13 protein-coding genes are annotated in these 13597 nt (G+C 70.3%); 12 read left to right on the forward strand and 1 reads right to left on the reverse strand.

Annotation, left to right across the window (positions count from 1 at the left end):
• Positions 1 to 130: 130 nt before the first annotated feature.
• Positions 131 to 2326 (reverse strand): elongation factor G-like protein EF-G2, encoded by a 2196-nt coding sequence (locus OG504_RS42375; RefSeq protein ID WP_405994522.1) that lies wholly within the window; start codon positions 2324 to 2326, stop codon positions 131 to 133.
• Between the two features lie 233 nt (positions 2327 to 2559).
• Here OG504_RS42375 and pgsA point away from each other — a divergent pair, with 233 nt between their 5' ends.
• The 12 genes from pgsA (at position 2560) to secD (ending at position 13596) form a co-directional block, all read left to right on the forward strand.
• Positions 2560 to 3297 carry a phosphatidylinositol phosphate synthase gene (gene pgsA / locus OG504_RS42380; RefSeq protein ID WP_405996572.1) on the forward strand — a complete coding sequence of 246 codons (738 nt, stop codon included), beginning with the start codon at positions 2560 to 2562 and terminating at the stop codon, positions 3295 to 3297.
• The gene (locus OG504_RS42385; protein ID WP_405994523.1) at positions 3294 to 4205 is read left to right on the forward strand and encodes a phosphatidylinositol mannoside acyltransferase; all 912 of its coding nucleotides are present in this window, start codon (positions 3294 to 3296) and stop codon (positions 4203 to 4205) included. The genes pgsA and OG504_RS42385 overlap by 4 nt, the downstream gene beginning before the upstream one ends.
• Positions 4202 to 5362: a glycosyltransferase family 4 protein gene (locus OG504_RS42390; RefSeq protein ID WP_405994524.1), complete on the forward strand. Its 1161-nt coding sequence runs from the start codon at positions 4202 to 4204 to the stop codon at positions 5360 to 5362. Before OG504_RS42385 ends, OG504_RS42390 begins: the two co-directional genes overlap by 4 nt.
• A 173-nt stretch (positions 5363 to 5535) precedes the next feature.
• Positions 5536 to 6078, forward strand: a complete 543-nt coding sequence (locus OG504_RS42395; RefSeq protein ID WP_405994525.1) for a hypothetical protein — start codon at positions 5536 to 5538, stop codon at positions 6076 to 6078.
• Between the two features lie 166 nt (positions 6079 to 6244).
• A complete protein-coding gene (gene pdxS / locus OG504_RS42400; protein WP_405994526.1) occupies positions 6245 to 7156 on the forward strand; it encodes a pyridoxal 5'-phosphate synthase lyase subunit PdxS in 912 nt (303 codons plus the stop codon).
• Between the two features lie 6 nt (positions 7157 to 7162).
• Positions 7163 to 7777: a pyridoxal 5'-phosphate synthase glutaminase subunit PdxT gene (pdxT, locus tag OG504_RS42405; RefSeq protein WP_328684491.1), complete on the forward strand. Its 615-nt coding sequence runs from the start codon at positions 7163 to 7165 to the stop codon at positions 7775 to 7777.
• A 51-nt stretch (positions 7778 to 7828) separates the two neighbouring features.
• Positions 7829 to 8581 carry a YebC/PmpR family DNA-binding transcriptional regulator gene (locus OG504_RS42410; RefSeq protein ID WP_200686521.1) on the forward strand — a complete coding sequence of 251 codons (753 nt, stop codon included), beginning with the start codon at positions 7829 to 7831 and terminating at the stop codon, positions 8579 to 8581.
• 126 nt (positions 8582 to 8707) lie between these two features.
• On the forward strand, positions 8708 to 9319 hold the full coding sequence (ruvC, locus tag OG504_RS42415; protein WP_366495512.1) for a crossover junction endodeoxyribonuclease RuvC: 612 nt from the start codon (positions 8708 to 8710) through the stop codon (positions 9317 to 9319).
• Positions 9316 to 9924, forward strand: a complete 609-nt coding sequence (gene ruvA / locus OG504_RS42420; RefSeq protein WP_405994527.1) for a Holliday junction branch migration protein RuvA — start codon at positions 9316 to 9318, stop codon at positions 9922 to 9924. The genes ruvC and ruvA overlap by 4 nt, the downstream gene beginning before the upstream one ends.
• Before the next feature lie 11 nt (positions 9925 to 9935).
• Complete coding sequence (ruvB, locus tag OG504_RS42425) at positions 9936 to 11006, forward strand: Holliday junction branch migration DNA helicase RuvB (protein WP_019059776.1); 1071 nt, start codon at positions 9936 to 9938, stop codon at positions 11004 to 11006.
• Positions 11007 to 11171: 165 nt separating this feature from the next.
• Positions 11172 to 11678 carry a preprotein translocase subunit YajC gene (gene yajC / locus OG504_RS42430; RefSeq protein ID WP_405994528.1) on the forward strand — a complete coding sequence of 169 codons (507 nt, stop codon included), beginning with the start codon at positions 11172 to 11174 and terminating at the stop codon, positions 11676 to 11678.
• Between the two features lie 142 nt (positions 11679 to 11820).
• Positions 11821 to 13596, forward strand: a complete 1776-nt coding sequence (gene secD, locus OG504_RS42435) for a protein translocase subunit SecD (RefSeq protein WP_405994529.1) — start codon at positions 11821 to 11823, stop codon at positions 13594 to 13596.
• Position 13597: the final 1 nt, after the last annotated feature.

Consider the following 13597-nt stretch of genomic DNA (forward strand, 5'->3'; position numbering starts at 1 on the left):
TCAGCGTATCGGCAGCCACTGACATTCGTCAGCGGACGACCGAAGCCGCCCGCTGACCCGGAGGAAAGCGTTCCGTTTAAGTCACTTGTGGGTCGTCGCACGCCACAAGTGAGCCTCTCGGCATCAACTCCTAGGCGTCGCCCGCCTCTTCGCGGATCCGTTCGGCGATCTGTGGAGGCATCGGTTCGTGGCGGGCGTAGGCGCGGTTGAAGCGCGCGGTGCCGTGGGAGAGGGAGCGGAGGTCCACGGCGTAGCGGCCGATCTCTATCTCCGGCACCTCGGCGCGGATCAGGGTGCGCCCGCCGGTCGTCTGCTCGGTGCCGAGCACGCGGCCCCGCCGCCCGGACAGGTCGCTCATCACGGCGCCCACGTAGTCGTCGCCGACCAGCACGGTCACCTCGGCCACCGGTTCCAGGAGATGGATCTTCGCGTCGATCGCGGCCTCCCGCAGGGCCAGCGCGCCGGCCGTCTGGAACGCGGCGTCCGAGGAGTCCACCGAGTGCGCCTTGCCGTCCAGGAGCGTGATCCGTACGTCGAGAAGCGGATGCCCGGCCGCAACTCCCCTTGCCGCCTGGGCCCTTACGCCCTTCTCCACCGACGGGATGAACTGCCGCGGCACCGCGCCACCGATGACCTTGTCCACGAACTCGATGCCCGTGCCGCCCGGCAGCGGCTCGACCTCGATCTCGCAGATCGCGAACTGCCCGTGCCCGCCGGACTGTTTGACGTGCCGGCCGCGTCCCTGCGCCTTGGCGGCGAACGTCTCCCGTAGGGAGACCTTGTGCGGCACGAGGTCGACCTGGACGCCGTAGCGGCTGCGCAGCCGTTCCAGGGCCACGTCCGCGTGGGCCTCGCCGAGGCACCACAGGACGACCTGGTGGGTGTCCTGGTTCTGTTCCAGGCACATGGTGGGGTCCTCGGCGACGAGCCTGCTCAGGCCCTGCGAGAGCTTGTCCTCGTCCGCCTTGCTGTGCGCCTGGATGGCGAGCGGCAGCAGGGGGTCGGGCATCTCCCAGGGCTCCATGAGGAGCGGGTCGTCCTTGGCCGAAAGGGTGTCCCCGGTCTCCGCGCGGCCCAGCTTCGCCACGCACGCGAGGTCGCCCGCGATGCAGTGCGTGAGCGCGCGTTGCTGTTTGCCGAAGGGCGCGGAGAGGGCGCCGACGCGTTCGTCGACGTCGTGGTCCTCGTGCCCGCGGTCGGCGAGGCCGTGCCCGGAGACATGGACGGTCGCGTCGGGCCGCAGCGTCCCGGAGAACACGCGCACCAGGGAGACCCGGCCGACGTACGGGTCGGAGGCGGTCTTCACGACCTCGGCGACCAGCGGACCGTTCGGGTCGCACGGCTTGAGCTCCCGCGCCCTGCCGTCGACCGTGGTGACCCCGGGCGCCGCGCGCTCCAGCGGTGTCGGGAAGCCGCCTGTGATCAGCTCCAGGAGCTCGACGGTGCCGAGACCCTGCCGGGCTCCCTCGGCGGCCGGAGCGGCCGCCAGAACGGGAAAGAAGACCCCGCGCGCCACGGCCCGCTCCAGGTCCCCGATCAGCGTCTTGACGTCGATCTCCTCGCCGCCGAGATAGCGGTCCATGAGGGTCTCGTCCTCGCTCTCCGCGATGATCCCCTCGATGAGCCGGTTGCGCGCCTCCTCGATCCCGGGCAGTTGCTCGGCCCCGGGCTCGGACTCCTTGCGCTCCCCGGACGCGTAGTCGAACAGCTTCTGCGACAGCAGCCCGACAAGACCCGTCACGGGCGCGTGCCCGTCCGGCCCCGGCGCGCCGTGCAACGGCAGATACAGCGGGAGTACGGCGTCGGGGTCGTCCGCGCCGAAGGCCCCCGCGCAGGTGCGGGTCATCGACTCGAAGTCCGCGCGGGCGGACTCCAGATGTGTGACGACGATGGCGCGCGGCATACCGACCGCCGCGCACTCCTCCCACACCATGCGGGTCGAGCCGTCCACGCCGTCGGAGGCCGAGACGACGAAGAGGGCCGCGTCCGCCGCACGCAGACCGGCCCTCAACTCGCCGACGAAATCGGCGTACCCGGGGGTGTCGAGAAGATTGACCTTGTACCCGTCCCAGTCGACGGGCACCAGGGAGAGCTGCACCGAGCGCTGCTGCCGGTGCTCGATCTCGTCGTAGTCGGAGACGGTGCCGCCGTCCTCCACGCGGCCCGCCCGGTTCACCGCTCCCGCGGTCAGTGCGAGGGCCTCCACCAGAGTCGTCTTGCCCGATCCGGAGTGGCCGACCAGCACCACATTCCGTACGGACGCGGGTTGGTCGGCCGCTGTAGCCCTGCCGGCGGCTCCGGGGTGTGCGTTCGCCTTGTCGCCCATGGCCTTGCCTCCCGTACACGGTGAGGTCACTGTGGGCGCGGACACACGCAGCCGCGTGCGGTGGCGGCTCCGATGACGCCCGCGGTGGTTCGAGCTTTCCACTCCGGTCACGGTGCGTCCATACAGCGGACGCGATCCGGCCGCCGGCACCGATGCCATCGAGTCGTGCTGCAGCCATTCAAATCATGGGCGCACGGGTGCCCGGCCGTCGCCCACGCGCGCGCGTGGCTACGATGGGCCAGCCGGTGGCCAGCAGGGGCCGCGCGGCGACACCGACCCTCGGGAAGGCCATGCTGAACAAGTACGCGCGTGCATTCTTCACGCGTGTCCTCACGCCGTTCGCCGCGTTTCTGATCCGCCGGGGCGTCAGCCCCGACACGGTCACCCTCCTCGGCACCGCCGGAGTGGTCGCGGGCGCGCTGGTCTTCTACCCCATGGGCGAGTTCTTCTGGGGCACGGTCGTGATCACGCTGTTCGTGTTCTCCGACCTCGTCGACGGCAACATGGCCCGCCAGCTGGGCCGCTCCAGCCGCTGGGGTGCCTTCCTGGACTCCACGCTGGACCGGGTCGCCGACAGCGCGGTCTTCGGCGGCCTGGCCCTCTGGTACGCGGGCGGCGGCGACAACATCGCCCTGTGCGCCGTCTCGATCTTCTGCCTGGCCAGCGGCCAGGTGGTGTCGTACACCAAGGCACGCGGCGAGTCGATCGGCCTGCCGGTCGCCGTCAACGGCCTGGTCGAGCGCGCCGAGCGACTGGTGATCTCCCTCGTCGCCTGCGGTCTCGCCGGTCTGCACAAGTTCGGCGTCCCGGGCATCCAGTGGCTGCTGCCCATCGCGCTGTGGATCGTCGCCGTCGGCAGTCTGGTCACGCTGATCCAGCGCGTCGTCACGGTCCGCCGGGAGGCCGCCGAGGCGGACGCCGCGGCGGCCCAGGAGGCCCCGGAACAGCACAGCAGCGGGGCGACTCCGTGAGCAGTGCCCAGGAGCGGCTGACGGACGCGCTCTACGGCCTGGGCTGGGGCGCCGTCAAGAAGCTCCCCGAGCCGGCCGCCGTCCGGCTCGGCCGCACCGTCGCCGACCTCGCCTGGAAGCGGCGCGGCAAGGGTGTGCGACGGCTGGAGAGCAATTACGCGCGCGTGGTGCCCGACGCGAGCCCCGAGCGGCTCGCCGAGCTCTCGCGCGCGGGAATGCGGTCGTACCTGCGCTACTGGATGGAGTCCTTCCGGCTCCCCGCCTGGAGCGCCGAACGGATCCGCACCGGCTTCGAGCCCAAGGACGTCCACCACCTGACCGACGGCATCGCCTCCGACCGCGGTGTCATCCTCGCGCTGCCCCACATGGCCAACTGGGACCTCGCCGGCGCCTGGGTCACCACCAAGCTGGAGACCCCGTTCACCACGGTGGCCGAACGCCTCAAGCCGGAGACGCTCTACGACCGCTTCGTCGCCTACCGCGAGGGCCTCGGCATGGAGGTCCTCCCGCACAGCGGCGGCACCGCCTTCGGCACGCTCGCCCGCCGCCTGCGTGACGGCGGCCTGGTCTGCCTGGTCGCCGAACGCGACCTGTCCGCCTCAGGCGTCGAGGTCAAGTTCTTCGGCGAGACCACCCGCATGCCCGCGGGACCGGCCCTCCTGGCCCAGCAGACCGGCGCACTCCTGCTCCCCGTGACGCTCTGGTACGACGACTCTCCGGTCATGAAGGGCCGGGTCCATCCACCGGTCGAGGTGCCCGAGTCAGGTGACCGGGCCGAGAAGACGTCTGTCATCACACAGGCGCTGGCAGACGCTTTCGCCACCGGCATCGCCGACCACCCGGAGGACTGGCACATGCTCCAGCGCTTGTGGCTCGCGGACCTGGATCCGACCAAGGGGCCCTCGTGAGGATCGGCATCGTCTGCCCCTACTCCTGGGACGTGCCGGGCGGCGTCCAGTTCCACATCAGGGACCTCGCCGAGTACTTCATCCGGCTCGGCCACGAGGTCTCCGTCCTGGCCCCGGCCGACGACGACACCCCGCTGCCGCCGTACGTCGTCTCGGCCGGCCGCGCCGTCCCGGTGCCGTACAACGGCTCGGTGGCCCGGCTGAACTTCGGCTTCCTCTCCGCCGCCCGGGTCCGACGCTGGCTGCACGACGGCGAGTTCGACGTCATCCACATCCACGAACCGACCTCGCCGTCCCTCGGCCTGCTCGCCTGCTGGGCCGCACAGGGCCCGATCGTCGCCACCTTCCACACCTCGAACCCGCGCTCCCGGGCGATGATCGCCGCGTACGCCATCCTCCAGGCCGCCCTGGAGAAGATCAGTGCGCGGATCGCCGTGAGCGAATACGCGCGCCGCACGCTCGTCGAACACCTGGGCGGCGACGCGGTGGTGATCCCCAACGGCGTCGACGTCGACTTCTTCGCCCGAGCCGAACCCAAGCCGGAATGGCAGGGCGAGACCATCGGCTTCATAGGGCGCATCGACGAGCCCCGCAAGGGCCTCCCGGTGCTGATGAACGCCCTCCCGAAGATCCTCGCCGAGCGCCCGAACGCCCGACTCCTGGTCGCCGGCCGCGGCGACGAGGAGGAAGCCGTCGAATCGCTCCCCAAGGAACTGCGTTCACGCGTCGAGTTCCTCGGCATGATCAGCGACGACGACAAGGCCCGCTTCCTGCGCAGCATCGACCTCTACGTAGCGCCCAACACCGGCGGCGAGAGCTTCGGCATCATCCTCGTGGAGGCCATGTCGGCAGGCGCCCCGGTCCTCGCCTCCGACCTCCCCGCCTTCGCCCAGGTCCTCGACCAGGGCGTCGCCGGCGAACTGTTCCCCAACGAGGACGCGGACGCCCTGGCCGAGGCCGCCGTACGACTACTGGGGGACCCCAAGCGCCTGGCGGAGCTGCGCCGGAGCGGGAGTTCCCATGTACGCCGCTTCGACTGGTCGACGGTCGGGGCGGACATCCTGTCGGTGTACGAGACGGTGACAGCGGGGGCGGCGGCGGTCGCCACCGACGAACGCACCGGACTCCGGGCAAGGTTCGGCTTGGCGCGGGACTGAGGAGCGGCAACTTCTTGATGCGGGCCGGTATATCCAGCCCGTCCGGCGTTTGAGGACGAGGCCGTCCAGGCCGAAGCGGGGGCGTGGGGGCGGCAGCCCCCCCAACGCCCACACCAACCCCCCGCACGAATCCCGGTCAACCCAAGTGGAACGGCCCCGTAGGCTTGCCGCCCGTGACCGCAACCCTGATCTGGATCCTCGTCGCCGTCGTGGCGATCGGCCTGTACCTGAGCTGGACCGCGGGACGGCTCGACCGGCTGCACGCCCGGATCGACGCGGCCCGCGCGGCACTCGACGCCCAACTCCTGCGCCGCGCCTCGGTGACCCAGGAACTGGCCACCTCTGGCGTCCTCGACCCGGCCGCCTCGATCGTCCTCTACGAAGCCGCGCACGCTGCCCGGCAGGCCGAGGAGGAGCAACGGGAGGTCGCCGAGAGCGAGTTGAGCCAGGCCCTGCGCGCCGTCTTCGCCGAGGCCCCGCAGGTCGAGGGCGTCCGCGAGGCACCCGGGGGAGAGTCGGCGGCCCACGAACTCACCGAGGCGGTACGGCGGGTGCCCATGGCCCGGCGTTTCCACAATGACTCCGTACGCGCGGCCCGCGCCCTGCGCCGGCACCGCAAGGTCCGCTGGTTCCGGCTGGCCGGACACGCGCCCTTCCCGATGGCCTTCGAGATGGACGACGAGCCACCGGCGGCGCTGGTGGACCGGGCCGCATAGAAACCAGCGGTGCAGCACAGCCGTAGAAGACCGGCGTAGGGCACAGCCGTAAGGCACGGGGGTTCGAAAACGATCCACCGCCTCCCCATTGGCCCTTGCTGTGGCCTGCACCTCTCGCGTTTGCTCGGTACTGCAGAAACCCTCTTTCACCGAGTGAGGTCACCCCGTGTCCAGCACCCCCAGCTCCGCCCAGACTCCCGAGACCGGCACCGCGCGCGTGAAGCGCGGGATGGCCGAGCAGCTCAAGGGCGGTGTGATCATGGACGTGGTCAACGCCGAGCAGGCGAAGATCGCCGAGGACGCCGGTGCCGTGGCCGTCATGGCCCTGGAGCGGGTCCCCGCCGACATCCGCAAGGACGGCGGCGTGGCCCGGATGTCCGACCCGACGATGATCGAGGAGATCATCGAGGCGGTCTCCATCCCGGTCATGGCCAAGTCCCGCATCGGCCACTTCGTCGAGGCCCAGGTCCTGCAGTCCCTCGGCGTCGACTACATCGACGAGTCCGAGGTCCTCACCCCGGCCGACGAGGCCAACCACTCCGACAAGTGGGCCTTCACGACCCCCTTCGTCTGCGGTGCCACCAACCTGGGCGAGGCCCTGCGCCGGATCGCCGAGGGCGCCGCGATGATCCGCTCCAAGGGCGAGGCCGGCACCGGCAACGTCGTCGAGGCGGTCCGTCACCTGCGCCAGATCAAGAACGAGATCGCCAAGCTGCGCGGCTTCGACAACAACGAGCTGTACGCGGCCGCCAAGGAGCTGCGCGCCCCGTACGAGATCGTCCGCGAGGTCGCCGAACTGGGCAAGCTCCCGGTCGTGCTGTTCTCCGCCGGTGGCGTCGCCACCCCCGCCGACGCCGCGCTGATGCGCCAGCTCGGTGCCGAGGGCGTCTTCGTCGGCTCCGGCATCTTCAAGTCCGGCGACCCGGCCAAGCGCGCCGCCGCCATCGTGAAGGCGACCACCTTCTACGACGACCCGAAGATCATCGCGGACGCGTCCCGCAACCTCGGCGAGGCCATGGTCGGCATCAACTGCGACACCCTCCCCGAGACCGAGCGCTACGCCAACCGCGGCTGGTAACCACCCATGGCGGATGTTTCTTCAGCCCCTGTCATCGGCGTCCTCGCTCTCCAGGGCGACGTACGGGAGCACCTGATCGCCCTGGCCGCGGCCGACGCCGTGGCCAGGCAGGTCAGGCGCCCCGAGGAACTCGCCGAGGTGGACGGTCTCGTCATCCCCGGGGGTGAGTCGACCACCATCTCCAAGCTGGCCGTCCTCTTCGGAGTGATGGATCCGCTGCGCGCACGCGTGCGTGCCGGAATGCCTGTCTACGGCACCTGCGCCGGCCTGATCATGCTCGCCGACAAGATCCTCGACCCGCGCTCGGGCCAGGAGACGATCGGCGGCATCGACATGATCGTGCGCCGCAACGCCTTCGGACGTCAGAACGAGTCCTTCGAAGCAGCTGTCGACGTCCGGGGCATTGAGGGCGATCCTGTGGAGGGCGTCTTCATCCGCGCCCCCTGGGTCGAGTCCGTCGGTGCCGAGACCGAGGTCCTCGCCGAACACGAGGGCCACATCGTCGCGGTCCGCCAGGGCAACGCGCTCGCCACGTCGTTCCACCCGGAACTGACCGGCGACCACCGCGTGCACTCCCTGTTCGTCGACATGGTGCGCGCGAACCTGGCTCCGGGGTCCTAGTAGGATCTCTGGGGTTCGTAAAGAGTTGGGTTACGCGAAGGAGACAGGCAGATGTCCGGCCACTCTAAATGGGCTACGACGAAGCACAAGAAGGCCGTGATCGATGCCAAGCGCGGCAAGCTCTTCGCGAAGATGATCAAGAACATCGAGGTCGCGGCCCGTACCGGTGGTGCCGATGTGTCCGGCAACCCGACGCTGTTCGACGCCATCCAGAAGGCCAAGAAGAGCTCGGTCCCGAACAAGAACATCGACTCCGCGGTCAAGCGCGGCGCCGGTCTCGAGGCCGGTGGCGCCGACTACGAGACGATCATGTACGAGGGTTACGGCCCGAACGGTGTCGCGGTGCTCATCGAGTGCCTCACCGACAACCGCAACCGCGCCGCCTCGGACGTGCGTGTCGCCATGACCCGCAACGGCGGGAACATGGCCGACCCCGGTTCCGTCTCGTACCTCTTCAACCGCAAGGGCGTCGTCATCGTCCCCAAGGGCGAGCTGGGTGAGGACGATGTCCTCGGTGCCGTGCTCGACGCCGGTGCCGAAGAGGTCAACGACCTGGGTGACACCTTCGAGGTCATCTCCGAGGCCACCGACCTGGTCGCGGTCCGCACCGCGCTCCAGGAAGCCGGCATCGACTACGACTCCGCCGACGCCAACTTCGTCCCGACCATGCAGGTCGAGCTCGACGAGGACGGTGCCCGCAAGATCTTCAAGCTGATCGACGCCCTGGAGGACAGCGACGACGTGCAGAACGTCTTCGCCAACTTCGACGTCAGCGACGAGGTCATGGAGAAGGTCGACGCGTAGCGCTGCCGCGAGCTGAAGTCGAACAAGCGGTTCAACGGGCCGACGGGACACACCCCGTCGGCCCGTCGCTTTGTCAGTGACACCCGATAGCCTGCACAAACAGGCGATCGAACGAGGGGGGTTGGAGTGCGGGTACTGGGTGTCGACCCCGGACTGACCCGATGCGGTGTCGGCGTCGTCGAAGGCGTCGCGGGCCGGCCGCTCACCATGGTCGGCGTCGGTGTCGTACGGACCCCGGCGGACGCCGAGTTGGGGCTGCGCCTCGTTGCCATCGAGCAGGGCATCGAGGCCTGGCTGGACGAACACCGGCCCGAATTCGTCGCCGTGGAGCGGGTGTTCAGCCAGCACAACGTCCGTACGGTGATGGGCACCGCCCAGGCCAGCGCCGTAGCCATGCTGTGCGCAGCCCGCCGCGGCATCCCCGTCGCCCTGCACACCCCGAGCGAGGTCAAGGCCGCCGTCACCGGAAGCGGTCGCGCCGACAAGGCCCAGGTCGGGGCGATGGTCACCCGGCTGTTGCGGCTCGACGCGCCCCCGAAGCCCGCCGACGCGGCCGACGCCCTCGCGCTGGCCATCTGTCACATCTGGCGCGGGCCCGCGACCAACCGTCTCCAACAGGCCGTCGCCCAGAACCGGTTGCAACAGGCGGTCGCCCAACACGCGGCCGGCGCGCGCAAAGCACCGCAAGCCCCGCAAGCACCCAAGACCCCGCACGCATCGAAAGGCCGTACCGCATGATCGCCTTCGTCAGTGGCACGGTCGCCGCTCTCGCCCCGGACACCGCGGTCGTCGAGATCGGCGGTGTCGGCATGGCCGTCCAGTGCACGCCGAACACGCTGTCCACGCTCCGCCTCGGCAAGCCCGCCAAGCTCGCCACCTCGCTCGTCGTCCGCGAGGACTCGCTCACCCTGTACGGCTTCGTGGACGACGACGAACGCCAGATCTTCGAACTGCTCCAGACCGCGACGGGCGTCGGCCCCCGGCTCGCGCAGGCGATGCTCGCGGTGCACACCCCGGACGCGCTGCGCCGAGCGGTGGCCGCCGGGGACGAGAAGGCGCTGATGGCCGTTCCGGGCATCGGCAAGAAGGGCGCCCAGAAGCTGCTGCTGGAGTTCAAGGACCGGCTCGGCGCACCGGTGGGGTCCGCCCCGGCGATCGGCGCCCCGGTCACCAGCGGCTGGCGCGATCAGCTGCACGCCGCCCTCATCGGCCTCGGGTACGCCACCCGCGAGGCCGACGAGGCCGTGGCCGCCGTAGCACCGCAGGCCGAGGCCGCCGAAGGCACGCCGCAGGTCGGGCAGTTGCTGAAGGCGGCCCTGCAGACCCTGAACCGCGCCCGCTAGGAGAACCGTCAGTGAACTGGGACGACACGACCGACGAGACCGCCGCCGAGCGGTTGGTGGGCTCGGTCGCCGACCGCGAGGACCAGGCCGTCGAGGCCGCCCTGCGCCCCAAGGACCTGGGCGAGTTCATCGGCCAGGAGAAGGTCCGCGAACAGCTCGACCTGGTGCTGCGCGCCGCACGCGCGCGTGGCGCCACCGCCGACCACGTGCTGCTCTCCGGTGCCCCCGGCCTCGGCAAGACCACCCTGTCGATGATCATCGCGGCCGAGATGGAGGCCCCGATCCGCATCACCAGCGGGCCCGCCATCCAGCACGCCGGCGACCTCGCCGCGATCCTCTCCTCCCTCCAGGAGGGCGAGGTCCTCTTCCTCGACGAGATCCACCGCATGTCACGGCCCGCCGAAGAGATGCTCTACATGGCGATGGAGGACTTCCGCGTCGACGTCATCGTCGGCAAGGGCCCCGGCGCCACCGCGATCCCGCTCGAACTGCCGCCGTTCACCCTGGTCGGCGCCACCACGCGCGCGGGACTGCTGCCACCCCCGCTGCGCGACCGCTTCGGCTTCACCGCGCACATGGAGTTCTACGAGCCCACCGAGCTGGAGCGCGTCATCCACCGCTCGGCGAACCTCCTCGACGTGGAGATCGACCCCGCCGGCGCCGCCGAGATCGCCGGCCGCTCCCGCGGCACCCCCCGCATCGCCAACCGGCTGCTGCGCCGCGTACGGGACTACGCGCAGGTCAAGGCCGACGGATTCATCACCCAGGACATCGCCGGAGCCGCCCTCAAGGTCTACGAGGTCGACGGCCGCGGCCTCGACCGGCTCGACCGCGGTGTCCTCGAAGCCCTGCTCAAGCTGTTCGGCGGCGGACCGGTCGGCCTGTCCACGCTCGCCGTCGCCGTGGGGGAGGAGCGCGAGACCGTGGAGGAGGTCGCCGAACCCTTCCTCGTACGGGAGGGGCTGCTGGCCCGCACCCCGCGCGGACGCGTCGCCACCCCCGCCGCGTGGGCGCATCTGGGCCTCACTCCGCCCCGCTCGTCAACCGGGGGAAACGGACAAGGGGACCTGTTCGGGGCGTGACGGCGGGGGCACTGGCCGGGTCAGGAACCCCGGTGCCATGCTGAGCGTTGTTCCATCAGCGTGGACTCGCTTAGACTCCGCCGATGCCGCCTTTGTGGGCGGCGCCGACCACCCCCATCCACCAGGCCGCTCACCGCCGCGGTCGTGCGAAGGAAATTCCGTCCCGTGAATATCGTGACCCTTCTCCCCTTCATCGTGCTCATCGGGGCCATGTTCCTGATGACCCGCTCTGCCAAGCGCAAGCAGCAGGCGGCCGCGTCGATGCGTAGTGACATGCAGCCCGGCACCGGCGTCCGCACGATCGGGGGCGTGTACGCGACGGTCAAGGAGGTCAACGAGGAGACGGTCCTTCTCGACGCAGGCCCGGGCGTCGAGCTCCTCTTCGCGAAGAACGCGATCGGCGCCGTCCTCACCGACGACGAGTACAACCGCATCGTCCACGGCGTCGAGCACGACCTGAAGGACGACGCCGACATCGTCCCGGACGACGCCTCCTCCCTCACCGAGACCGACGAGCCCGCCGCCGACTCTTCCGACGACAAGCCCATCGACCTCGGCAAGAAGGACGCGGCCGACGAGCCGGCCGACGCCACCGAGGAGCCGGCGAAGCCCGCCGAGGCGAAGACGGAAGAAGAGCCGAAGAAGTCCGACGGCGAGTCCGACGCGAAGTAGTCACGTCCCGGGAGCGCGGCGCGACCCGCTCGCGCCCCGCGCACCCCGGGTACGTGCGTCGCTCGCACGGGATCCCGACACCATGTCATGGCCGTAGCCGCGCTGACCCGGCGTGGAGCGGCCCGAGAGGGAGTACGAGAAGGTGGCAGCACCTAAGAGGGGCCGCAGCGCGAGCGCCCAGAGCAAGCCGTGGCGCTCGCTGGCCCTCATCCTGATCGCCATCGTGGCGCTCACCGGGGGCATGTTCGCATCCGGGCACACCACTCCGCGTCTCGGCATCGACCTGGCCGGCGGCACGAGCATCACGCTGCGGGCGGTGGCCCAGCCCGGCGAGGAATCGTCGATCAACAAGACCAACATGGACACCGCGGTCGACATCATGAACCGCCGTGTCAATGGTCTTGGTGTCTCGGAGGCCGAGGTCCAGACCCAGGGCTCCAGGAACATCATCGTCAACATCCCCAAGGGCACGAACTCGGACGAGGCACGGCAGCAGGTCGGTACGACGGCCAAGCTGTACTTCCGCCCGGTCCTGGCCACGGAGGCCTCCACGGGCGCCGCGACGACGACCCCGTCGCCGAGCGCGTCCGGCAGCGCCTCCAGCAGCCCGTCGAGCACGGCCAGCTCCAAGGCGACCGCCTCCTCGACCGGCTCCGCGACCCCGACGGCCACCGCCACCTCTCAGGGTCGTGCCGCCAGCGACGCGCTGAAGGCCGACTCCACCTCGTCCGCGAGCCCCAGCGCCTCGGCCTCGGCCAGCGCCTCCCCGTCGGCGAGCAGCAGCGCCGCCGCCAGCGCGGCGGCCGCCAAGCTGGAGGCCCAGTACACCGCCCTCGACTGCTCCAAGAAGGCGTCCCAGAACGTCGGCAAGAACGCCAAGGCCGAGGACGCGACCGTGGCCTGCGGCCAGGTCTCGGGCGTCTGGTACAAGTACGTGCTCGGCCCCGCCGCCGTCGACGGCACCGACGTCAAGAAGGCCGCGGCCGTCCTGAACACGACGACCGCCGCCGGCTGGCAGGTCACCATGGACTTCACCGGCAAGGGCGGCGACAAGTTCGCCAAGGTCACCGGTGAACTGGCGAAGAACACCGCCCCGCAGAACGAGTTCGGCATCGTCCTCGACGGCCAGGTCGTCTCCAGCCCCTCCGTCAGCTCGTCGATCACCGGCGGCAGCGCGGAGATCTCCGGCAGCTTCACCCAGGAGGAGGCCCAGAGCCTCGCCAACATGCTGTCGTACGGCGCCCTGCCGCTGACCTTCAAGACGGACAGCGTCACCACGGTGACCGCGGCCCTCGGCGGTGAGCAGCTGCACGCCGGTCTGATCGCGGGCGCGATCGGTCTCGCGCTGGTCGTCATCTACCTGCTGATCTTCTACCGCGGTCTGTCGGTCATCGCGATCCCCTCGCTGCTGGTCTCCGCGATCCTCACCTACGTGATCATGGCGCTGCTCGGCCCGGGCATCGGCTTCGCGCTGAACCTGCCGGCCGTGTGCGGTGCGATCGTCGCGATCGGTATCACCGCGGACTCGTTCATCGTGTTCTTCGAACGCATCCGGGACGAGATCCGCGAGGGCCGCTCGCTGCGTCCCTCCGTCGAGCGGGCCTGGCCCCGCGCCCGGCGCACCATCCTGGTCTCCGACTTCGTGTCGTTCCTCGCCGCCGCGGTGCTGTTCATCGTCACCGTCGGCAAGGTCCAGGGCTTCGCGTTCACCCTCGGTCTGACCACCGTGCTCGACGTGGTCGTCGTCTTCCTCTTCACGAAGCCGCTGATGACGATCCTCGCCCGCAGGAAGTTCTTCGCGGACGGCCACAAGTGGTCCGGCATCGACCCGAAGGCGCTGGGCGCCAAGCCGCCGCTGCGCCGCACCCGCCGTCCCGCCGGTTCTGCCGCGGGCCCTGTCGACCCGAAGGAGGCGTGAG

The organism is Streptomyces sp. NBC_00986, assembly GCF_045162565.1.
In the GTDB taxonomy this organism is placed as follows: Bacteria; Actinomycetota; Actinomycetes; order Streptomycetales; family Streptomycetaceae; genus Streptomyces.

Excerpts from the sequence above, each read along its gene's own strand:
- pdxT (WP_328684491.1), top strand. The coding sequence starts at position 7,163 with ATGGCGGATGTTTCTTCAGCCCCTGTCATCGGCGTCCTCGCTCTCCAG.
- ruvA (WP_405994527.1), top strand. The coding sequence starts at position 9,316 with ATGATCGCCTTCGTCAGTGGCACGGTCGCCGCTCTCGCCCCGGACACC.
- pgsA (WP_405996572.1), top strand. The coding sequence starts at position 2,560 with ATGGGCCAGCCGGTGGCCAGCAGGGGCCGCGCGGCGACACCGACCCTC.
- OG504_RS42410 (WP_200686521.1), top strand. The coding sequence starts at position 7,829 with ATGTCCGGCCACTCTAAATGGGCTACGACGAAGCACAAGAAGGCCGTG.
- OG504_RS42375 (WP_405994522.1), bottom strand. The coding sequence starts at position 2,326 with ATGGGCGACAAGGCGAACGCACACCCCGGAGCCGCCGGCAGGGCTACA.